Below are 22,900 nucleotides of genomic sequence, written 5' to 3'. Positions count from 1 at the left end.
AGCCTCGTCTATTGTGAGGGAGGAAATTGTAGCGCTATTGCCCTGACTTCGTCGGCCCAGGCGTGACGCGCTTCGGCCGTTGTCAGATTGTGATCGGCGTTTGCGATATAGACGATGCGTGGATTTCCATAGCGGTTCGTCAGCAACCGTCCACGCGGACCGAAATTGGTCTCAAGCATGGCTGCCCCAACATCACCGTCCGTGAAAACGATCGACATCCGGGTATCATTGGCGACAATCGACGTGAAATCCTGTGAAAGTGCATGAAACCTGGGGGACAGAAACGGAAAGCGCACCATAATCGGTGTCGTGAAAGAGACGACTTTTGCAGCGATCATCGCCCACATATTAGTGATGCCATTTCTGATACGCACCTCGCCGCGCAAAACCCTGCGCCAAAAGCCGCCACAAAACAATTTCGCGCCGTAACTTGCCAGTGGCTGCCGAGATGACACCAACAAAGCTTCGACATCGGTATCTTTGGGAATGTAAAAGTCGAACACGTTGACGGGCACGACACCACTGAAACGTTTGTCCTTCACACCGCTCTTGAAAGCCGCCCAACCGCCGCTGCATCGCCCTGTCACAACAACCGGGAAAAGTTGTCTTTCCTCCAGAAAATCCATGGCGGCATCGATATCGGCCAATTGACCCTCGCCATAAATAATCTGGTCTCGTTGATCTGGAACCGGCGGGCTGTCAGCGATATTGGCCATGTCGAAGCGCAGGCTGGCGTGGCCTGAACGGGCCAGATCCCTACACAATTTGACTGATATGCGACCCCAGCCTGAGGCACGTTCATAGCCGGTGGGGAGGACCAAGACAGTGGCACCCTTGCGTTGACCCTTCGGTTCGCACAACACACCATAAAGACGACTTTGCTCACCAAATCGGACCGGTGTTTCCCGGAAATAATCTCCGTCGAGCGCAGACGGGGACGGAACCATTCCCCTGGCTTGAAGATGTGACGCGACTGGCACCGTATTGGCAAGACCGCTGGCCCACTCGGTGAGAGTTGCAATCGCACCCATGGGCGGCACCGAAANCATGACATCGCTTATAAAACGGTCGTAGCCTTCGAAAGGCACAGTCCGAACATCGACGCCAAGTGTCTCTAGGTGCTCTGCGAATGCTGCGTCGGCGGGGCGGTTTTCCTGCTGGAGCAGAAGAATATTGGGCGCTGGTGCTTTGACTGCCGATGCGATGTTGAGCGTCCGCAAACCTGCCGTCACCGCATCAGGAATGACCTGTTCACCCATGGTCGGACCGGATGAGGCGCTGGTGTTTAATATTGCACCCTGGTTGGCAATTCGACTGAGGGCGACGAATTCGCGCAACCAATGACGACCGGAAAGCGCAGGTGCCGCCAAAGCAAGGCCTGACACTCCCTCCATATTCTCCGCTACGCGCCATGCCAGCGCGCCGCCAATGCCGTGCCCGATCAACAGAAGGCGGTCTGCGCCGGACAACTCCTTCAATGTCGTTACCGCAGCGCTTGTGGTGTCGAGCCAGACATTGAGACCTGCGGCATAATCGGGATGGTCAAGTGCATCGCCGGTTCCTGGATAATCGAAACGCATGCTGGCCATACCGCGTTGAGACAACGCGACGGCAAGCCTTTGCCAGAATTTTCGCGCACACAGTTCTTCAAAGCCCCATGAGCCAACAAACAGGACCGCAGTGTCGGTCAAAACGGATGCACCGTTGTGCTGAGACGCATCGACCAGCGCGTCGGCTGGTCGAAAAAGACCCACCGTATCTGCGAACGTAACGGGGTAATCAGCAGCAATCTGCCTAGTTTTTCCCGCTACGAAAGGCAGACTAACAGTAGCATTCATATTCGCCCCCACGATAGCTGCCTCAAGCAACAGGTGTGTAAAATACATTACCGGCGTTAAGCAATTCTTGAGTTTGCACTTGAAACAAAGGTTTCATTTTCGCTATTCAGACGCGTACCTTGCTTCAGGCCGGTCTTTTGAGAACTGTTGCTGCAACCAGGATGTCATTGAGCTTCTGATAATAGCCGGATGCCTCGGACGTCCCCCTAAANCCGTCGATACCGGGGAAATGGATGTCTCGCTCCGACCACCAACGGTCATGCCCTATCGAAATGGCTCGGTTCAGAGTGTCGGCAAGGCCGTTTTCCTGATCGGGATCATAACACCAGCCTGTTCCCAGGTCGCGCAGAATTTCAGGCGTGCCGCCGCGCTCTGTTCCTATAACGGGGACACCATAGGTCGCGGCCTCCATCAGGATCAGGCTTTGCGGTTCGTGCCAACGTGATGGCAGGACGATCACGTCGGAGACTTTATAGACCTCTTCCGGTGGCACGAAGCCGAGAAACCGGATGGGGGCATTGCCCGCAAGCGATTTCAGATGTCGCTCATAGTCTTCTCGCCCACGCCCTGCGACCAGAAGCGTCACCGTTTCGGACTGCGGCAATGTTAAGAATGCACGAATGAGATCTTCGATACCTTTTTCTTCCGCAAGGGCCCCAAGATATCCGAAGGTAAAGTGTTCGCTTGCACTGGTTTTCCGACCCACCAATGGAGCATGAAAAAGGGTTTCACTGCGGTTGGCGTTCAAAAGCACATGCCAATCCGCTTTGGGAAGGACGCCGTTGCGCAGAAAACGCTGACGCAACGCGTCGCTGACGGAAATCGCGGTGACGCCGTCACCTTTGCTGGACTTAATGCGCGAGGTCAGAACGCGGCATTCGAGGCACGGTTTTNCACAATTACCGGAACTGCGAAACATGCTCGATTTGGGACACAGCAAGGCATAATCATGCAAATGCAGACAGAGCGGAATATTAAGTGCACTGGTCGCCTCAAATATCGCAGGCTGCATTCTTGCTGAATTATGCGCATAAACAATGTCCACACGCTCGCGCGTGAGCAATTCCTTGACTTCATCAATCGATGTCGCGCCAAGCGCGCTACGAACATGCCATGCCAGTTTTGCCAGCTTACTGACGGCCGGTTTGCGTGGTCCAGGAAGATAACTGTTGTGCCAATTGACACGGATCACCCGGATTCCGTCACTATTCACCATTTCACCGGGAGGCGCGATGTCGTTGCCCTCAAGACCTAGAGAGAGAATGATGACCTCGTGGTAGCGCGAAAGCTCGACCGCGCACATGCGTGCCACAATCTCTGCTCCGCCCTCTTCCTGGGGCGCGAATGTCTGAGCGACGATACAGATCTTCATCGGTTTCGCTTTTTCTCCATCACGCAGTCATCATTCCACAGAGCGCGGGCCCAAGTGATATCCCACTTATTCCAGCAAGGGTAAACATAGGATCAAACACGGGACACCGCACGAAGCAGAGCGATGGCACTCCTGTCCCACGAAAATTCGGCAGCGCGCGCATGGCCGCGTTCTATCATCGTGGAGCGGAGATCGGGATTGGCCCGAAGGTATTCCACGGAACGGGAAATGTCGTGAGCGTCATTCGGGTCAAAATACAGCGCGGCATCGCCACAGACTTCGCGTGCAGGTTCAATGTTGGATGACAGCACTGGGCAACCCAGAAACATTGCTTCAAGAGGAGGAATACCAAACCCTTCATACAGGCTTGGAAATAGCAGTGCGGCGGCGTTTGCGTAAAGTGCTACAATCTCTTCGTCGGTCAGGCGTCCGGTCACTACAACGCGATCGGATACGGGAGTAAGGTCTTGCTGCGACTTGAAAACAGCCGATGCCGCGGCGCCCACCACCACGAAGTGCGGCGCGCTGTCCGCCATCAGACTGATTGCCTCGATAGCCCGTATGATATTCTTGTTCGGCGTCGGCGATCCGACAAAAAGTAGGTAAGCATTGGGCGTCAGATTCAAACGTTGCAGAACCGTCTCATCACGAACGATGGATGCCATATGTTCGCAACTATTGGCGATGACGGAGACATTTTTAGCGCCGATCATCTCAACCAACTCGCGTTTGGAAAACTCCGAAACGGTCGCGATATGACCCCGTCGTGCCAGCAGGTGTCCAAGCGTGCCATGGACTGCGCGATAGAAACGCGAAAAATTCTCCGGTGTGCGAAAAATCATCGCATCGTGAATGATAGTCAGGCTTTCTCCATGCAAANCAGGTCCGCTATTGCAAAGATTGATCAACTTGCCGCGACGCGATGCTTTGAACAGCTGCGTCTGTTCCCACAGGTGGCCGGTCAGGTTTCCAACGTGGCGCTGTTTGATCGCAGACAGTTCGAGATTCAGCACTGTATTTTCAGGTGCAAGCAGAACCCATTCGTCCGTGCTACGGGTCGAGACAAGGTGTCGGTCCAGCGCCTTGACGATCTCGCGCGCGAAACGTTGAACACCACTGATTTTCTGAGTGAGGAAACGGCCATTGATAAAGTTTGTCATGCGATCCTGCGTTTCTCAACGGGCCAATCGTCGACCACGCGGCGATAAAGCTGCATGAGCTCTTCAACTGTCCGCTCGCTTCTGTAACGTTCCACGAAACGCACATATCCGGCTGCCCCCATCTGCGCCCAGTCCTCGGAACTGCGAGACGCAATCGCGGCAGCCAATGCCTTGTGGTCACCAGGGGGAAAAAGGAGTCCGGTTTTTTCGTCACTCACCACCGACTGCAGACCGCCGACAGCAGATGCGATGACAGGCTTGCGCGACCGCATCGCCTCCAGCGCGACAAGGCCGAAACCTTCCCACCGCGAAGGCATTGCAACAACGTCACACACGGCCATTTGGCCAGTGATATCTTCGGAAGATCTCCATCCCAGCAATTCAACGTTAGCCGGCAAAGCGTCCGTCAGATCATTCTTGGTCGTGACATGTGCACCGATGACGCGGAACACCGCCTCGTCCTTCAACTCCGCTGCCGCTCGCAACAGGATATCGACACCCTTTTGCCAATCCAGCCGACCGACAAACAGAACTTTCGTGCGTGCGTCGGCCCACTCCGTGGGCGTAACAGCCGGGAGCTGAGACGATATGCCATTTNCTATGACGACCATCCGCTTTGCCGGTATGCCCGCTTTCAGGCCTTGCTCATATTCGTAACCGGATATCGCCACGATCTTGTCGGCAAACGGGGACAAAATCCGCTCCGCCCAACGAGCGGGGTGACGAAAATAACCAAGCGTTTCCATGTCGAACACCCACCCGTGTGGGCAATAGACGACAGGTGGAAATTTGCCAGGCATTGCGTTGATGACGCGAACGATCCCTCCGGCAAGAGTAGAGTGTGCGTGGACGAGATCGGGCTTAAAGACCTTCACTTCGTTCAACACGGCGCGGGCCAGTGCCGGAAGCGATGTCAGTCGCTTGCGTCTGACAAACGTGGCGATTGAAGATGACGGAGTGTTTTTGAGGAAAGCCACATGTGCGTCAGGCACGATGACCCTGACGTTATCAGCACCCAAAGCGCTGATCTGGCTTGGCACTATCTCATTGAAATAGGTCGCAGGCCCGCCAGGCATGGTCTCGAAANCGTGCAGAATCTTCATGATCCACCTCATTGACGGCATTGGATCGGTTACGACCTGCCCTTTCGAAAAACCTTAAATCTCAAATTCCTTAATCAAGACGGAATATCACGATGAAAAAGACCGAATGCCTTCACTCGACTTGATTATATTGAGCATCGTGCAACTTAAGAACGTTATCGGCGCGTCTCCGGCAATCATTTTATTTTGATATCACCTATACGAACTACGAATTCCGATAGAGTGGTGTTCAATATATTTAAATGGTTGTGGAGACATAAGTAGGACGAAGGTAAGGACCCCGCCCGTCTCGCGGATAAAGGTAAGCGGACTTGAAANTCTGCATCGTATCGCAAACATTCGCTCCACAGGAGGAAGGCGGCGCTGAAATCTCCGCGCGTCTGGGTGCGATGGAGCTTGGCCAGCGCCACGATGTTACCGTGCTGGCATTGGGAAANGAGGGTGACGCCGTTGCACCGCCGGGCGAAACCCGTCTGCGGGGTGGTATTCGCGTCATGCGCCTTGCTTGGAACAACAGTTATCTCCCGCTACCCCGTAAATCTTCCGCAGGATTNCTGCGCCGTGCAAGCTGGCATTTGCGCACGGCGATGGGCGCTCTCTGTCCAGAACAACTCACACAATTTCTTTTGAAGGAAAAGTTTGATCTTATCTATGCCCAGAACTCTGCCTATATGCAGCCAGCCCTGTTTATTGCTGCGCGCACGGCAAACATCCCGATCTGCCTGCATTTGCGAGATTATGGGCTGCTCTGTCCCAAAACCAGTATGTACCGCAATGGCGATAATTGCGAGCAACCTTGTCTAGACTGCTCGATCTTGACCAAGCGCATGCGTGAAAGGAGTGGCGCAGGCATGACGGTGATTGCCGTCAGCGATGCTCTGCGGCGACGGTTTTTGGAAAACAGCGTTTTGCAGGATGCCAACTGGCATGTGATGCATAACACCAATTCGAACGAAAATATCTTCGATCGGTCCTTGGTTGGCAGACGCAAGGCATCCGCGCCCGTGTTCACCTTCGGCTATCTCGGTGCGGTCTCTGAAGAAAAAGGTGTAAGCGACCTGATCCGGGCATTCGTGTCTCTTGCGCACAGCAAAAATGCCAAACTCATCATCGCAGGGCGCGGTCGCGATCGCGACGTCGTAAAGATGAAGCGTCTTTCAAATGGCGCCCCTGTTGAATTCAAAGGTTTTGTCCGACCTGAAGACGTATATCGAGAGGCCGATGCGATTATCGTACCGTCGCGATGGCAAGAGCCGCAGAGCCGCATTCTGGTGGAAGCACCTGTTTACGGCGTTCCGGTCATTGGCACCACGCGGGGTGGATCAACGGAAATCATCAGAGATCATCAAACAGGCTGGGCTTACGACCCTGACAAGCCACAGGCCCTCAAGGACCTCATGGCAAAAGCTTTGTCCATTGGACAGACAGCGTGGTGGGAAAACAGGGACGAGATTTTTCCTGGTATCGCCAGTTTTAAAGGTACAGCTGAGCAGTCCAATTATTACCAACGCCTTGAACAAATCCTGCTGAAAGCAGCCATGCGGTAGAGTGCCGCGCTCAATATAGCTAACAGCTTCTTAACCGATTTCTGCGACGGTCACTCAACCGGTTTTACACTGCTTCCTGCACGGTGCGTGGGCTATAAGGTTTGACATGTCCCATCTGGCTTGGCTCATATTCATCATCGGCTGGTTGGTTTTCCTAATTTATTATGTCAGCTCATTTTACAAATGGGGTGTGTTGACCTTCTCCTCCTATTTCTGGATCCGCTATAACGTCCTGCCCATTCTGGTCATGTCTCCCTTCGCAGCATCCGACAAGAATATGGAAGCGGTAGGGGATTCCATCTACATCATCCGCGACTACATAGATGAAGCGTTCTATCTTTCGGTTCTCGGCGTGGTGTTCGTTCTGGTCGGGATGGGACTGGCAACATTCAGCTCCGGAAAAAGCGTGATGTTCACCTTCGTGGAGAAAGGCTACGCGTTTTGGCAAACCAAGCCGGGCGTCTGGATTTCTCTGATCGTCATCATCTTCGCCACATTGGGCCTGATTGCGCTGGGCGTTCGACCATTCGAAGGTCGGCAGTTTTCGTTCGAAAACACCTCGCTCCGTCCTGCGATCAATCTTTACTCCGTTATCTTGCCAACGATAACATTGAGCCTTCTGGTCTACGGCTTTGGCTACAGCCGCTTCTTTATCGGTGCGGGTCTGATGTGCAGCGCGCTTGGTCTGATGATAGGAACGCGCGGAGCCAGCATCGAAACACTGTTCATATTCGTCGTTTGCTTGATCATCGTCTACCGCTACAAAAATCTTGCAGCCTTCACCTTATCCATCGTTGGCTTCGTAACGATTGCGATCGTCATCGGCATTTTACGCTCCACAGCGGATGGGAACGACAGCGTCGATATCCTGCAAACCGTTTCCTATCAAATATTCTACGGCAACAATTTCTCGGATTTCCGCGACTACGCCTGGATATTGAGCGGCTTCGATGGACATTTTTATCATGGCATGACCTACCTCGCCGGCTACATGGCGCTGGTGCCGTCTTTCATCAGCGAGTTTAGAAACGACTTTCGCATGGGCATCATCACCAGCACACTTGCGGGGCTTGATCCACAGTTTCACGCCGGTCTGCGCCCGACCCTGTTTGGTGAGGCCTATCTGAACTTCGGCGTTCCCGGCGTCGTCTTCATCGCGACCCTGTTCGGCTATTATTTTGGCAAGCTTCAAATGTGGGTTCACGGCAATCTACAGCCCAATCGCATGGGCCTACGGAAAGTCGCGTGCGGCTATATATCCTTCCTGTTTCTGTTCAACGCCGTGTTCACGCCCGGATTTTATTATGTTTACGTCTTGGTCGCTTGGCTGACGGGCGGCATCGTCCTGTCCTACCTTCTCGATACACCTGCACATCAAAGCAAGGCAGCAACGTCCAAAAGCTAGATCACTCTTCTCCGGTCCGAAATAGGCCTTTGGGTTGATCTTTCCAGAATGTTCCAAGCCAGACATCAGTCGATGGTGGCCTGAAGGCGCCAAAACCGGAGGTTGGGCTGAACGTCATTTCCCCGAACAGGGGACCGGATGGCTTGTCATAGAAATCGATGCGGACGAACTCGAAACCCTGCGCTAGGGTGCGCGCAGCTTCCAATATGTCATCCAGATGCGGCGGACGGGGAAGATCTTCCGTCTCAAGCGGATAATAATGTCCGAAATCCAACTTTTTCCAATGCTCGTCATAGAAACAGCGCCGATGGTCGGTAAACCGTGCCGTGTCGATCTGAATGCAGGGAATATCGTTCTCGAAGCAGAACAGCTTGTAATCAACCGGTGCTTCTCCGCCCTCCCCGATAAACGGTTCGATAAAGATTTCCGGATCGATATGGTTGTACCATTCTTCCGCTAAACGCCACGCGGTGCGCCCCGCAAGCCAGATGTCGCACTGCTCTTTCGCACCGACCAAATCTTCGGGACCGTAGACGAAGATATTACGATCTGACCCGTGATTGACCTTGATGACATAGGGAAAAGGCAGCGGTGGGCAATCATTGAGGTTTTTGCCACGCCAAAGCGTTGGCGTTACCCATTTCTTTCCCAGAACCTTGGCGACGTGCGCCTTTACCGCAATCTTGTCGCTGAGCATGATGAGACGCGGGTCGGATTGCGGGCCTGTCCAGGCGATCTTACGTGCGGCAAGATGCTCGTTCAATGTTTNGGGATTGTCGAGATCAGCCCATAATTTGTGATAGCGATAATATTGCAATTTCGTCGCCTGCTTGATTGGCAAGCTTTGAATGGCGGCGTGGTATAGCTTTTTGAAAATACTGCGTCCTGGTGAATGCCGGGGCTGGTTCGATGCCATGGGTTCAATCGCCTTTAAAAAACTGCGCAATTATTACCGGATTTATGATCTTGAGGCGCGCCAGAGCAACGCGCTCGATATAGACGCCGTAACAAGCGCCGTGAAAAATGCTGATAGACNGGCGCCGATAAAACCAAATGCGCTGATCAAGAGAAAGCTCATCCCGATCGACAGAAGAACGCTCGACAAATTGACGAATGCGTAATGCCCGTCTTTCCGCAGACTGTTGAGGCCAAGCCCCATCAAATCGGTACAGGAGCGAACGACGGCTGTCAGAAGGAGAAGCGCAAAAATACCCTGATGCTGACCAAGTTCCGGCATGTTCATGAGGTGCACGAGAATATTGCCGCTGACGAAAATGGCCGCACCCAATCCGAAGGCAACAGCCGCGGTCTTGGTGAACTGCCAGATCATCACTGCCCGCCACTCCTTCATGGAGCCTGTATTGTAAGCCTTGAAGAGAGCAGGGATCGCGACCTGTAATACCGCAGTCGATATCAATGTTTGCAGGGCGTTGGCGAGCGACCAATAGAACGTATAGACGCCTGTCAGGGACAGCGTGAGCAGCAGCGAGACGATGTATCGATCCGCATAAACCAGTCCGACATTGCTCATGTCACTGATGTAGATCAGCCATGCTTTTCGCATGCGCTTTCTTACCCAACGCATCCGCATCGGCGCCTGCAAAATCCGTCGGAACGGCCATTGCCGCAGGAAACTGACAAGTGCCACAAGCATGAGAATGTAGCCGAGGCTCCATGCAACCATGATCGTTTCGATATTGCGGAAGGCTTCAGACGCCAAGCCCAGGCCAATCACCGGCAGTATCCAGGATGATGTTCTCAAAAAAANCAGAACATTGGCTTGGCTCGACATTTCCTGCGCGATGAGAGGCACATGGATGTCGCAGGAAATCGTTTCCAGCCAAACGACAAGAAGAATAAGGAAGTACAAGGGCGCGACTGCATGACCCATGAAATAGGCTGCTATCAAGGCGATTGCCGTCATCGCCGCAAGCGACGTGACCGTCACAAGCAATCGCGTTTTCATGTAAACACCGGCAACGCCTGATGTTTTGCCGCTAACATCGCGCGCAATGAAATAATTCAGGCCCCAGCCAAGGGCCGCCGGCGCGGCGTTCACCACACCCAGCGCGAGACCATAGATGCCCGCGGCTTCGAGGCCCATGAACTTGACGATGTAGAAAGACAAAGCAAAGCGCAGAACAAGCGTCGAGCCGCGAAGGCCCATGTTGAAGATGACATTGATTCCGGTAAGAGAACGGCCTCGCAGAAAAGGAATACGCATGGCTGTCCGATGGTTGTTTNCAGCCAAAATTAGTCCTCAATATTGCAAGCCGGAACGCGTCATCCGTATCACTTTGATATTTTCCATGCCGCTCTCTTCGAGAGTGACAAGCGCGATCACGATACTGCCGGTGTCGTCTTCGTGCTGCATGAGAAAAACGTCATCCAGATCGCGGCGCAGGCTTGAATGTATCCTCGACTTCGCCGCCACACCGCCGTCGATCACAATAAGATCGAAAGCCTCGCCGTTTTCATCCACCGCATCGCGCAAGGCTTTGCTGGTTTCGCGATCATCTGCCGGGGAAAACTGAAGGTAAGGGGTGGATTCGACGTCGTAGAATTCACGTGTACCAGCTTCACCCGGTCCGTGCTCGGGTAAAAGCATGGCCGTCAACAATGGATCATGTGTCGCGCGGTCAACGAGAAGAACACGGCGACCGAGTCTGGCAACATCAGCGGCCAGATTGAACGCCGAATAAGGCGAACGATTTTTTGGACCGGCAGAAACAACCATGATGGTGTGGCTGGCTGAAGGTTTGAGCGAAGACGAGACGAAGCGCGCCAGGCCGTCAAAGCCCTCACCCGCTGCGGCAGCCAGTGCCTTGGTGTCAGCCTCGCGAACGATCCTGTTGGATTTCGTAACCGGAGGAACTGGCGGCGCGTTCGTTTTATCGGACGTTGGCAACAATGCAGCTTCACGGTCGCTATCAGCATCTGGAGCGGGCAACTTCTGAGGTGCGCGCACCATCTGCAGTTCACTTGGCTCGTCACGAAACTGGTCGCGCAGGATGAGAAGACCAGCGGCGAGAATAAGTCCGAAGATACCGCCGCCAGCCAACATCAGAGCGCGTGGAGGTCCAGCTTTGCGCAAGGGCGGTTCGGCACTGGAGATGATCTGCGGGTTTTCGCTCGATGTGCCTTGCTGCTCCGACAGCTGCTTGGTTCTCAACAGAAACGCTTCATAGACAGCGCGGTCGCTTTCCAGCTTTCGCTGCAATTCCCGCAACCGCACCATCGTCTGCTCGTCGCTGTTCAGGTTGGTTTNCAAAGCGTCGGCATTGGAGGTCGAAAGCGCCAGTTGGTTTTTCAGCCGCGCCAGATTGCTCGAGGTCGCTGTCGAAAAATTTCGCAGTTGCTCATCGAGAATACTGGCAAGCGATTGGGTTCGTGCACGTGCNGCCTGTAAAGATGGATGCTGCGCACCCAACGAAGTCGCCTGAACCGATTCCTCTTCTCGACTTTCCTGATAACGTGCACGGAGCGAAATGATCGCTGGTGTCAACGAGGTATCGGGAATGGATCGCAAATACTGTCGGTCGTTTCTGGCCCGATTGAGCTCAGCGACAAGAGCCTCGTTTNCCGCAACCGCTGCCGATAGTCTGGATATCTCCGTATTCGCATCTGCGACGCGTTGCTCGATATCGGGTCGGCCCTGAATGTCAGCGAGATTATGCTCTGCCCTGTAAGCTTGAACCGCACGGTCACCATCTTCCACGGCTTTTCGCAATTGATCCAGTTGGGCCGCCAGTCCGCCGCCGGTGCGTCGCAGCACATCGCTGTTCATTTCGACACGCACCTGTGAATATGTCGTGGCAATGAGATTGGCGAGTTCAGCGGCCCGCTGAGGGCTGTCGGACTTAACCGACACGTTGACGATGAAGCTTTTACCGACGGCCGCAACGGATGTTGCCTTGCGTAGCGCATCAAGAGCCAGATTGCTGCGGCTTTCCTTGTCTGGATAAACCGGATCCGCGGCACCGAACTTCGGATCGTCGTACAGTTTCTCATTTNCCACGATGCGGGAAAGAACCTGTGCGGATGTGATGATGTACTGCTGATTAAGAACGTGCGAATCCACNGCTCGCGGCTGTCCCGGCAGATCACTCTCCAAANCCCGTGAACCCTCGGGATCGAGTAATATTTGTGACGTCGCGATATAATAATTCGGAATTAACAGCGACGCGCCGAAAGCCAGTGCCGCACAGATGATGCCGATGAGCAAGATGAACAGAGCGTTGCGCCACAGCAGTGCCGCCAAACGAATGAGATTGTTCGGGCGGCTTGTCTGTTCACGATAATGCGGCTCGTAAGATGTCGTCTCGTTCATCGCCATACCGGTTTACGATCCCATCTCTTGCGAAAGCTGCGTCTTACGATTTCCCGACATGGCCATGCTCTCGAACGTCTGCTTACTGTGTTTGCCAGATCGATGCATACTGACTGCATAGATATGCCCTGGCTGGTTATGAAGCGCGGAACGACCGCCCAGCATTTGACAAGCCTCAGTCTAGGGCGGACCTGTTAATATACCGTTTTGCGAAAACACGCTTTTCATGAGCCATTATTCCGGCTGTACTAAGGCGTTATGAATGTATCCTCTTGTCGTTGGCATTTGGTCTCAAACACCATTTCTCCCTTTGTACCCGCAACGAAAAACGTCGGACAATATTATTATCCGGCTAACATTTTTTAAGACGCTCCATTGGAGTTAGGCCTTCGGTTAAAAGCTCGGAGGGGTACAGGCGCTGATCACTTCGCATGGGATCGGTCCCACGCAACGAAACGTGTGCGGGCGTCGGCTTTCAAAATAATACGCGTCACCTGGACCAAGAATGCGTCGCTCATCGTCCACCGTGACTTCCAGTCGGCCAGAGAGCACAATACCGCCCTCCTCTCCCTCATGGACCAAAGGAACACGGCCTGTTCCTGCGCCGGGTTGATAGCATTCCTTTAAAATCTGCAGGCTTCTGCCGAACAGGTTTTCCCCAATCTGACGGTAGGAGACGGGACCTTTCCCAATCTCCACCAACTCGTCAGCCGCATAAAATGCTTTGCGTGGCTTGTCTGGCTCGAATGCAAAAAACTCAGCCAAGCCTATCGGGATGCCATCCAATATGCGTTTCAAAGCACCCACCGATGGATTTGTGGAGTTGGACTCGATCAAAGATATGGTGGAGTTGGTCACCCCTGCACGTTTGGCCAACTCACGTTGTGATAATTTGTGAATGGACCGCAGATGCCGCAACCTGTTGCCAATATCGACGACCATCTTGGACCTCTCCGTTGCATATGTTCGATATACCGCAAACTGTGACACTCAAATTTATAAATATCAATGCCTTAGTGGCTACAAGAAATAGACTTGTTCGATAGCGGCAAGTGCAGGATTGATGGATCATTCTAACATGGGGAATCCGATGGATCAGAGCAGTAAATCCAACATGCCAAATCTTTCCAATTTCTGGATGCCGTTCACGGCGAACCGACAGTTCAAGACGTCGCCACGGTTGTTGGCCAGCGCAGAAGGCATGTACTACACCGATATCGACGGTAAGAAAATTCTGGATGGTACGGCAGGCTTGTGGTGCGTCAACGCCGGGCACGGACGTAGACGCATTACCGAAGCTGTAGAGCGCCAACTGTCCACTCTCGATTTCGCTCCCACTTTCCAGATGGGCCATCCGATTGCCTTCGAATTTGCCGAGAAGCTGGCGGCTGTCGCACCGGGCGGACCAGAGGGTGGACTGGATCGTATCTTCTTCACCGGCTCCGGTTCAGAATCCGTAGATACTGCGCTGAAGATCGCGATTGCCTATCAAAGGGCGATTGGCCAAGGGACTCGTAGTCGCATTATCGGTCGTGAAAAAGGCTATCACGGTGTCGGCTTCGGCGGTATTTCCGTTGGTGGCCTCGTCAACAATCGTCGTGTCTTTCCGCAGATCCCCGCAGCTCATATGCGCCATACGCTGGATTTGGACCGTAATGCCTTCTCACAAGGGTTGCCCGAACATGGCGTCGAACTGGCTGAAGACCTGGAGCGTCTTGTCGCTCTGCATGGCGCTGAAACCATAGCGGCTGTCATCGTTGAACCCATGTCGGGCTCCGCTGGGGTTATCCTTCCGCCTCAGGGCTATTTGCAGCGTTTGCGGACGATTGCCGACAAGCATGGAATTCTACTGATTTACGACGAAGTCATCACAGGTTTCGGCCGCCTCGGCAAACCATTCGCCACCGACTACTTCGGCGTCGTCCCAGATCTCGTCACCACGGCAAAAGGCATTACCAATGGCGCGATCCCGATGGGTGCAGTTTTCGCCAAACGCGCCGTGTATGATGCATTGATGCAAGGACCTGAAAATCAGATCGAGCTATTCCACGGCTATACCTATTCAGGCCACCCCGTAGCCTGCGCTGCGGGCATTGCTACGCTCGAAATCTATCAGGAAGAAAATCTCCTGACCCGCGCAGCGGATCTCGAAAAGACATGGCAGGACGCTCTCCACGCGTTGAAAGGACTGCCGCACGTTCTCGATATTCGCAACCTCGGCCTCGTGGGCGCAATCGAGCTTTCGCCACGCGAAGGTGCCCCGGGGACCCGTGGCTATGACGTGTTCGTAGAGTGCCTCAAGAAAGGTCTTTTGGTCCGCGTTACGGGCGACATCATTGCACTGTCCCNTCCACTGATCATAGAAGAACACCAGATTGCAGATATCGCCTCAATCATTGGTGATGCGCTGAAGACAACGGCTTGATGCTGTCAAAACACCAGAGCGGCCACGCGCCGCTCTGGTGTTGAAACAGTTCAATTATACTCAATTTTNAAAAAATCTATGCGTCTGTTTTTGTTGCATAAAAANCAGCAAGAGAAAGCCAAGTCGTACTTGTGTTTCACCACTTCGTACAGATAATTATGTCTGGTTATCGTTTAAATCGGAGATGTTCCGCGTTGAACGTTTTGCAATGCGCTTTGCAACGTCGCGAGTCTGATTACGTATATCAGGCACAGCAGTAATTTCCCAAAACTGCCCCGCTGTCAAGGCTCCAACAGCGAAGAGGCCTTGTCGCGGTATTTTATCACAACACAAAACGCGAGACTCTTCGTCAACTTGAATTCCCAGGCCAAGAGCGTCGATCTCTAACATGTTTTGTTCGTGCATGTTTNGCAAAAGCGGCGAGTGGCCAATTCCGGCGCGCTCCATGCCTGTACAATTCACCAGCCAGTCAAAAGCAAGGGAGGTTTCTACAGACGTTCCGCGCTGACGAAAGGTCAGACGGTTTTCTCCATCGATGCGCGCGATCTTGGAGACAAACCCTGCATGAACAGAAACAGTCCCATCCTTNAATAGCGCATCAAAAACCTCATACACCTGCGGCGCCACCCGGTGCCGGTGAATATTCCACCACGCCAATGCATGCCTGAGAAATCTCGATCTCTGCGGCTGGTTTAAACTCTGCCATAAACCTTGCGTGTTGTGCCGCAATCCTTCCATGACGGCTCGCCAGTCCTGCCCTCTCCTAACTTGAGTTCGGAGATCAGCCAGAATTTCACTTATCTCCAAACGCCCCTCAGACAATGCGGGCTCTACCGACTGCACAGGAACATGACTATGCGCGTGCGGCGTCAAACCTCGGCGGGATAAGACGTGGATCTTGCCGCGATGTCCCGCATTACGAAGAGACAAANCCTGATCGATCATCGTCAGGCCGGACCCGAGAATAGCGACGGTATCATCCGGTTTGACCCGCGAGAGCCAACCCAAACGCCAGGGATTCCTCACCACCCGCCGCAAAAGCGCGATATCAGCATCAGAAGTTAGCCGCGGCAAACTTGCAGTTCCGACGCCGAGACAAAGCGCGACACTTGCTGCCTTCAACTCTCTGCCGTCACTCAAGCCAAAGACCGCACATTCATTCTCGCATGCTAAGCAAGAGACAGCCTTCGCTTTCACGAAATCCACGCGCGCGCGTTGCTGTTTGCTCCGCAAAGAAGAAGCAAGCGTGTCGCGCAGATAAAGTCCATAATCATGACGCGACGCAAAGCTTCCGCCATCGACGGTACGTCCGCGCTTTGTCAGCCAATCCAGAAAGTCAGTCGGCCTGTCCGCAAACGCACTCATTCGGGCAGCTGGCACATTCAGCCGATGCAGGTGCAGTTCCGTTCTATAAGCAGTGCCACGCCCAAACGCGGAATCATCGCCAACAATAGCGATCGAGGCAGACGCCGGAAGCAGCTCAAGAAGATTGTTCACCAGACTGATCGCGGAAAAACCCGATCCAACAACAGCGACATCATAAACCACACAGAATCTCCTTCCGTTCATTGCGCTGGAAACAAACCTGAACTGAGGGCCAAAGGCAAACGGGAATCAGATTAACGATGACTGAGAATCCAATCAGGCCACAGGTGAGCTGATTAAGAATTGCTGTTAGCCGCGGCTAACTCTTTNCACCACTGCGGATGATCAGCGGCAATTTTAGTGAACGTCTCGGATTTCATGTGAAAANCGATGCTTAGCTGGCTGAAAAGATTCATGTTTAGGCCTCGATAATGCCTATTGCGCAAAAANGAGAATCGGCGCTTATATCTCAGTTGCGGAAAAANCCGATTTCAGCGGAAAAAANCGCAACTGATCCAACAAGCGGAAAACACTTGATATGACCCAAAGCGCCGATCTGAAATCTGCTGAGAAGGCACCCGATCTTACGGAGCTGATCCTACAGCATTCGGCCGCGCTGTCTGCGCAACTGCAAGCGCACAACGCAAATACTTTCGCACCACTTGCGGAAAAANGCATGCGGAATTTTTCTCCGTCAGAGACTGCCAAACTGATTGGCATTGGAGAAGCCTATCTGCGCCAGATCGCAGCTGAGCAACCAGAGCTTAGCGCTTCGCAGAGTGGCGGACGCCGCAGCTATTCCGTGGAAGACATTCACGAGATCCGTAAGTTCCTCGATCAGGGTGCTCGTGGCACGCGTCGTTATCTTCCCNATCGCCGCGAAGGGGAAGACCTGCAGGTCATCGCAGTCATGAACTTTAAGGGTGGATCGGGCAAAACGACGACGTCGGCACATCTTGCACAATATCTCGCACTGCGTGGCTACCGTGTTCTCGCCATCGATCTGGATCCTCAGGCAAGCTTGTCCGCCCTGTTCGGACATCAGCCCGAGCTGGACGTTGGGCCTAATGAAACCTTATATGGCGCAATCCGTTACGATGGCGAACAACGCCCTATCGCCGAAATCGTTCGCGGAACTTACATTCCCGATCTTCACATTATTCCGGGCAATCTGGAACTGATGGAGTTCGAACATGATACGCCACGGGCTCTAATGCGTCGCGCGCCTGGAGATACGTTGTTTTTCGCTCGCATTGGCCAGGCTATCGCGCAGGCGCAAAACTTTTATGACGTCGTGGTCATCGACTGCCCCCNACAGCTTGGCTACCTGACGCTCTCGGCGTTAACCGCAGCAACATCAGTGTTGGTAACAGTCCATCCGCAAATGCTGGATGTCATGTCCATGAACCAGTTTCTTGCCATGACAGGTGACCTTCTTGCGGAAATAGGCAGAGCGGGAGCACGTTCGGATTATCACTGGATGCGCTATCTCGTGACCCGCTTTGAACCAAGTGATGGCCCTCAAANTCAGATGGTGGCTTTCCTGCGCTCGATTTTCGGCGAGCACGTGTTGAACCATCCGATGCTGAAAACGACAGCAGTATCCGATGCCGGTTTAACCAATCAGACACTTTTTGAGGTGGAGCGGACACAATTCACGCGAACGACCTATGACCGTGCGTTGGAAGCCATGACGAATGTGAACGCCGAAATTGAAGGCTTAATTAAGAAAGCCTGGGGTAGAACCGTATGAGCAGAAAAGAAATATTCGCCAATCTCGGCGGCAAGAACGCCGAAAATGCAGACGCTCCAGTCGAGCGAGCACGTCCGCGCATTCGCCCTATTCTCGGCTCGCCTGAATTGGTCACCGACGTTATAAATTCTCCGGTGGGAATGATCGGCCAATCCTTGAACGAGGTGTCGGAGCGCTCCAAAAGGGCCGAGGAAATTGAGCGCAAACTTGCCGAAGGTTTGACCATTGTCGCGCTCGACGCCTCAGATGTTGATCCGTCGTTTATTCCTGACCGCATGCCGTCATCAATCGAAGCTGATTTCGGACTGGTTGAGGCCATTCGCGAACAGGGCCAGCAAGTTCCAATTCTCGTTCGCCCCCATCCAGATCATCCCGGCCGCTATCAGGTCGCGTTCGGTCACCGTCGTTTGCGGGCTGTGGCTGAAATCGGTATTCCGGTTCGCGCAGTCGTTCGTAATCTTACGGATGAACAGCTTGTCGTGGCACAGGGCCAGGAAAACAACGAGCGTCGCGATCTCAGCTACATTGAAAAGGCGCGCTTTGCTCAAAAGCTCCAGATGCGCTTCTCGCGGGAAACAATCATGGCCGCGATGTCGCTTTATAAGGGTGACCTATCCAACATGCTTTCGGTCGTGGGTCGCATCCCCGATGACATCGTCGATAGCATTGGCCCTGCCCCGGGTGTCGGTCGTCGCAGCTGGATGGACCTTGCTGAACAGCTTTCCTCATCGAAGGTCAACGAAGCTGCGCGGGCATATCTCAACGATGAGAGTGTTGCCAGGCTTCCCTCGGAAGAACGTTTCAAATCCGTTCTGGAGTTCTTGAAACCGAAGGCAGAGCCCAAGAAGATGGGTGTCATGTCGACCGAAAGCGGTCAAAAACTCGCAAAANTCGTAGAGACCGACCAACGGCTCGACATTTCCATTGATCGTCGGCAGGCGCCTGAGTTCGCAGCCTTCGTTCTGGAACATCTACAAACACTGTTCGAAGAGCATCGCTCAAANCAGTGATCACCACGTTTCGATTGAAACATTAACAGGAGCAGCAAGCCCAAAAGAAAAAAGCCCCCGAACGTTACCGCACGGAAGCTTTCTTTGATCTAAGCACCCAAAGAATCTCATTTCCGCGAATCATAGTCAAGAGTCTTGGCATCGATATTTGGTCGGTGGGCGATTTTCTTTTGCCTTTTTGAAGGTGAAAGACATGAATAGTGATATTGTAACGACGTCCTTTGGGCGGCGAAGGCTTTCTATTGGCCGTCTCGCAAGCCAGTTCGCGTCAAGAAACATTGATCCTGCGCGGTCAATAGACAAATGGAAACTGTTTCGCGCAACATGCGAAGCTCGTCCTCTGCTGGGAATTTCAGACCGATCATTGGCCGTCTTGAACGCATTGCTCAGTTTCTATCCCAAAGCAGAACTATCCGAAGAAAACGGCCTGGTCGTATTTCCATCAAACCAGCAGCTTTCCCTGCGCGCACATGGGATGGCAGAACAGACGTTGCGTCGCCATCTTTCAGCGCTGGTAGACGCTGGTCTCATTCTGCGCAAAGACAGTCCCAATGGAAAACGTTATGCACGTAAGGACAGGACCGGCAGCATTAGCGATGCATATGGTTTCTCACTCGCACCACTCATTGCACGCGCTGACGACATCCAGAGGATAGCCGATCAGGTCGTGGAAGAGCGATTGCAGCTGCAAAGACTGCGCGAAAAGATCAGCCTTTGCCGCAGAGATATTACCAAGTTCTGTGAAATAGCCTTGGCAGATGGCATCGAAGGCGATTGGGACGCCTACCAAANGCAGTATTACGTCATCACATCCACGCTTGATCGCAAGTCAAAGGCCACCTATCTCGCAATCGTTCTGGACGATTTGAGAAATTTGCGCGATAAGATGGCTAACCAGTTGGAAAAGCACATAGAAAAACAAAAAATTAGCGGCAATGCCTATCAAAATGAGCGGCTTATACAGAATTCAGAATCCGAATCTATTTTNGAAACATCCGATGTGGATAAACAGGAAAGCAGGCTAACGAAGGCGCAAGCAGACACCAACACTGCTTTGGAAAAGACGAATGTCGCAAAGGACCAACCAATCAACACCACTCGGATCAGGAGTGAAGGTTTTGATCTTCAAACTATTCTAAAAGCCTGCCCCGAGATCATTCTCTATGGCCCTAACAGTGAAGTCAGGAGCTGGAGCGACCTCAAACAGGCAGCCAATGTCGTTCGCGCAATGCTTTCCATCAGCCATTCCGCTTATGAAGCGGCCGAAAAANCTATGGGAACACAGCATACAGACGCAATCATAGCGTGTATTTTGGAGCGCGCTGATGCAATTCAGTCGGCCGGTGGTTATCTCAGAAGCTTGACGGAGAAGGCGCAAACCAAGCAATTCTCGATAAAGCCCATGCTGATGGCTCTTTTGAAAGCCCGCACGTTATCAACACCCCCGGTTTCCCATGCCTTCTGCTAAAANCAGAGTTGAAAAANGTATCGTCGCAATAAAATTGACTTTTTGAGGAAAGATTTTTATGTGCGCTGAAGTGATGGCTGAAAGGAATGACTGAATGACCGCTGCTGAATTGAAANTCGGAACATCCGAGCTTGAACCAAGCCGGACAAAACGTTTGAGAGCAGCGACGCACGAAGCCCACAAAATTCTGGACAGCTTTATCACGTCTGCAAANCCATTCGAAAATCGCGAAAACTTCGGCAAATTTGTTCAAAGCCAATATCTCTTTCACAGAGATCTCGACGCGTTCTTTTTCAATGGAACACTGGACCACCTCTTGCCGGATTTAAAAGGACGTCGACGCCTTGACTTCATCGCCCAAGACTTGGCAGACCTGACAATCGCGGCGCCTGACACCGCAGATATCCATTTNAGCGAGGATGCTGCTGCGTTTGATCTCCCAGAGGCTTTGGGCTGGCTCTATGTGGTCGAAGGCTCCAATCTTGGTGCAGCGTTTCTATTGAAAGACGCCGCAAAGCTTGGTCTTGATGAAACATTCGGTGCTCGCCATCTCGCAGGGGCACCGGAAGGACGCGGATTGCATTGGAAAACATTCGTCGCAGCGCTCGACGCGGTCGAACTGACCCCTGAGGAAGAAAACCGGGTGATTCAAGGTGCCGAAGCTGCATTTCACGCAGTGCATGGTCACGCTAGGCGCATGATGTCCTAAACACCTTTNGTCTGAGAAGGCTAGTTGCATAGGCTATCGCGCGACTTGCCCTCAGATGTGTTTGAGCTACATTGTTTCGGTGGCGGGGAGGCCACTCCACAGGAGGTTCAATGACATATCGACTTTTCAAGCGGCGCACTGCGCTGACACTAGCTGCATCTGCTGCGACTTTTCTCGCTCTTGGTAATACAGCACAGGCCCAGAGTTTTCCGGACAGAACGATAACAATGGTCGTTCCCTTTGCGGCCGGAGGCTCCACCGATGTGGTTGCCCGTGTCATTGCGCAGAAAATGGGTGATGAACTCGGCCAGCAGATCGTCGTGGAAAATGTCGCAGGCGCTGGGGGCAACCTCGGTGCGGACCGGGTCGCTCGTGCTGAGCCGGATGGTTACACGATTCTGATGGGTACAGTTGCTACCCACGCGCTTAATCCTCTTATTCTCAAAACAAAACCCTATGATCCCGAAANGGACTTCGCCCCGATCTCTTTGCTGGTCGTGGTTCCCAACGTTTTGGTGGTCAATCCTAAACTGCCCGTCAATACAGTCGCAGACCTCATTGCTCTCTTGAAGGCCGAACCGGATAAATATGCCTATGCATCATCCGGTAACGGAACCCCTCTTCATCTGTCTGGCGAGCTTTNCAAGGCCATGGCAGGGGTCAGCATGCAGCATGTGCCCTATAAGGGATCGGGTCCGGCTCTGAACGACCTTCTTGGCAATCAGGTCTCGATCATGTTCGATAATCTGCCTTCATCTTCCGGACACATCAAATCGGGAACATTGAAGGCACTGGGCGTGACAACTGCGGAGCGCGCATCGTCCTTCCCAGACGTGCCGACGATTGCCGAGACGGTCCCAGGCTATGAGACCTACACTTGGAACGCGCTGTTTGCGCCTGCGGGAACGCCGGCGGAAGCTGTCGACAAGCTGAATGCAGCTGCAAAAAANGCGCTTGCCGATACAAGCGTCGCCGCTCGGATGGCAGATTTCAGTGCAAAAATCGTCGGCTCTACGCCTGATGAACTAAAAACGCATGTGGCGGAGGAAATCGCCAAATGGGAACCGGTTGTCAAAAGTGCCAATGTCCAGATGGACTGAACTAAAGTTCGGGACGATCGGTTGTCACGCCGATCGTCCTGGTAGCTGACAAAGCGGTTCCGGTTGCGCATGTTCGCCCTTCGACAGGGTCCAGTCGATCGTACGCGCAAATAACTCCTCGAAATTATGACGTCTTCATTTCACTTGATTGGAAGCATCTGCCGAAGAAATAAGCAATATTTTNATCAAACGATAAATATTTNATCATTNGATAAAANTAAAAATTGCTTTAGCGTATAAGACATTGTTTTNGCTGATCATACGAGACTGGCACAGAACCTGCATTTTATCTCTCATCAGTTTGATACAGTCACT

The 22,900-nt window shown here is 53.0% G+C and carries 17 protein-coding genes; 8 read left to right on the top strand and 9 right to left on the bottom strand.

Translation table 11 applies throughout. The features are described from left to right. Positions 1 to 8 precede the first annotated feature (8 nt). The 4 genes from CUC55_RS00600 to CUC55_RS00585 form a co-directional block, all read right to left on the bottom strand. Positions 9 to 1,838, bottom strand: a complete 1,830-nt coding sequence (locus CUC55_RS00600) for an alpha/beta fold hydrolase (protein WP_157940879.1) — start codon at positions 1,836 to 1,838, stop codon at positions 9 to 11. Positions 1,839 to 1,962: 124 nt separating this feature from the next. Next, complete coding sequence (locus CUC55_RS00595; RefSeq protein ID WP_103086671.1) at positions 1,963 to 3,210, bottom strand: glycosyltransferase; 1,248 nt, start codon at positions 3,208 to 3,210, stop codon at positions 1,963 to 1,965. Positions 3,211 to 3,302: 92 nt separating this feature from the next. Beyond that, the gene (locus CUC55_RS23465; protein ID WP_425352697.1) at positions 3,303 to 3,875 is read right to left on the bottom strand and encodes a glycosyltransferase; all 573 of its coding nucleotides are present in this window, start codon (positions 3,873 to 3,875) and stop codon (positions 3,303 to 3,305) included. 491 nt (positions 3,876 to 4,366) lie between these two features. Continuing rightward, positions 4,367 to 5,446: a glycosyltransferase gene (locus CUC55_RS00585; protein WP_425352696.1), complete on the bottom strand. Its 1,080-nt coding sequence runs from the start codon at positions 5,444 to 5,446 to the stop codon at positions 4,367 to 4,369. A gap of 338 nt (positions 5,447 to 5,784) precedes the next feature. On the opposite strand from CUC55_RS00585, the gene CUC55_RS00580 reads away from it, so the two are divergent. Together CUC55_RS00580 and CUC55_RS00575 are read left to right on the top strand one after the other, a co-directional pair. Next, positions 5,785 to 7,020 carry a glycosyltransferase gene (locus tag CUC55_RS00580; protein WP_103086668.1) on the top strand — a complete coding sequence of 412 codons (1,236 nt, stop codon included), beginning with the start codon at positions 5,785 to 5,787 and terminating at the stop codon, positions 7,018 to 7,020. Positions 7,021 to 7,126: 106 nt separating this feature from the next. After that, positions 7,127 to 8,425, top strand: a complete 1,299-nt coding sequence (locus tag CUC55_RS00575; protein ID WP_067653918.1) for an O-antigen polymerase — start codon at positions 7,127 to 7,129, stop codon at positions 8,423 to 8,425. 1 nt (position 8,426) lies between these two features. Here the strand turns inward: CUC55_RS00575 and CUC55_RS00570 are convergent, their stop codons facing one another. The 4 genes from CUC55_RS00570 to CUC55_RS00555 form a co-directional block, all read right to left on the bottom strand. Beyond that, positions 8,427 to 9,341, bottom strand: coding sequence for an ATP-grasp fold amidoligase family protein (locus CUC55_RS00570; RefSeq protein ID WP_103086667.1), 915 nt, complete (start codon positions 9,339 to 9,341; stop codon positions 8,427 to 8,429). Between the two features lie 42 nt (positions 9,342 to 9,383). Continuing rightward, on the bottom strand, positions 9,384 to 10,649 hold the full coding sequence (locus tag CUC55_RS00565) for a lipopolysaccharide biosynthesis protein (RefSeq protein WP_103086666.1): 1,266 nt from the start codon (positions 10,647 to 10,649) through the stop codon (positions 9,384 to 9,386). Positions 10,650 to 10,685: 36 nt separating this feature from the next. Then, entirely contained in the window at positions 10,686 to 12,755 is a 2,070-nt protein-coding gene (locus CUC55_RS00560; protein ID WP_170063791.1) for an exopolysaccharide transport family protein, read from the bottom strand. A 393-nt stretch (positions 12,756 to 13,148) separates the two neighbouring features. After that, a complete protein-coding gene (locus CUC55_RS00555) occupies positions 13,149 to 13,697 on the bottom strand; it encodes a cupin domain-containing protein (RefSeq protein WP_067653908.1) in 549 nt (182 codons plus the stop codon). A gap of 148 nt (positions 13,698 to 13,845) precedes the next feature. On the opposite strand from CUC55_RS00555, the gene aptA reads away from it, so the two are divergent. Then, positions 13,846 to 15,180, top strand: a complete 1,335-nt coding sequence (aptA, locus tag CUC55_RS00550; protein ID WP_103086664.1) for an omega-aminotransferase AptA — start codon at positions 13,846 to 13,848, stop codon at positions 15,178 to 15,180. Between the two features lie 156 nt (positions 15,181 to 15,336). Here aptA and CUC55_RS00545 read toward each other — a convergent pair whose 3' ends face one another. Continuing rightward, a complete protein-coding gene (locus CUC55_RS00545; RefSeq protein ID WP_425352695.1) occupies positions 15,337 to 16,749 on the bottom strand; it encodes an FAD/NAD(P)-binding protein in 1,413 nt (470 codons plus the stop codon). A 334-nt stretch (positions 16,750 to 17,083) separates the two neighbouring features. Between CUC55_RS00545 and repA the strand changes: the two genes are divergently transcribed. The 5 genes from repA to CUC55_RS00520 all read left to right on the top strand — a co-directional run bounded on the left by repA (position 17,084) and on the right by CUC55_RS00520 (position 22,585). Further along, entirely contained in the window at positions 17,084 to 18,298 is a 1,215-nt protein-coding gene (repA, locus tag CUC55_RS00540) for a plasmid partitioning protein RepA (protein WP_103086662.1), read from the top strand. Further along, positions 18,295 to 19,308: a plasmid partitioning protein RepB gene (repB, locus tag CUC55_RS00535; protein ID WP_103086661.1), complete on the top strand. Its 1,014-nt coding sequence runs from the start codon at positions 18,295 to 18,297 to the stop codon at positions 19,306 to 19,308. The genes repA and repB overlap by 4 nt, the downstream gene beginning before the upstream one ends. 193 nt (positions 19,309 to 19,501) lie before the next feature. Beyond that, positions 19,502 to 20,776 carry a plasmid replication protein RepC gene (gene repC, locus CUC55_RS00530; protein ID WP_103086660.1) on the top strand — a complete coding sequence of 425 codons (1,275 nt, stop codon included), beginning with the start codon at positions 19,502 to 19,504 and terminating at the stop codon, positions 20,774 to 20,776. A 94-nt stretch (positions 20,777 to 20,870) separates the two neighbouring features. Next, positions 20,871 to 21,485 carry a biliverdin-producing heme oxygenase gene (locus CUC55_RS00525; protein ID WP_103086659.1) on the top strand — a complete coding sequence of 205 codons (615 nt, stop codon included), beginning with the start codon at positions 20,871 to 20,873 and terminating at the stop codon, positions 21,483 to 21,485. 110 nt (positions 21,486 to 21,595) lie between these two features. After that, the gene (locus tag CUC55_RS00520) at positions 21,596 to 22,585 is read left to right on the top strand and encodes a Bug family tripartite tricarboxylate transporter substrate binding protein (RefSeq protein ID WP_103086658.1); all 990 of its coding nucleotides are present in this window, start codon (positions 21,596 to 21,598) and stop codon (positions 22,583 to 22,585) included. The last annotated feature ends 315 nt before the right edge of the window (positions 22,586 to 22,900 follow it).

Origin of the sequence: Agrobacterium bohemicum, assembly GCF_002896715.1 — a bacterium.
Lineage (GTDB): Bacteria > Pseudomonadota > Alphaproteobacteria > Rhizobiales > Rhizobiaceae > Agrobacterium > Agrobacterium bohemicum.
Note: the sequence above shows the minus strand (reverse complement) of the source record. Positions and strands in the feature narration are given on the sequence as shown.

What these genes read in the sequence shown, in the direction of transcription:
- CUC55_RS23465 (WP_425352697.1), bottom strand. Translation starts at nt 3,875, where the DNA reads ATGGCATCCATCGTTCGTGATGAGACGGTTCTGCAACGTTTGAATCTG.
- CUC55_RS00575 (WP_067653918.1), top strand. Translation starts at nt 7,127, where the DNA reads ATGTCCCATCTGGCTTGGCTCATATTCATCATCGGCTGGTTGGTTTTC.
- CUC55_RS00555 (WP_067653908.1), bottom strand. Translation starts at nt 13,697, where the DNA reads ATGGTCGTCGATATTGGCAACAGGTTGCGGCATCTGCGGTCCATTCAC.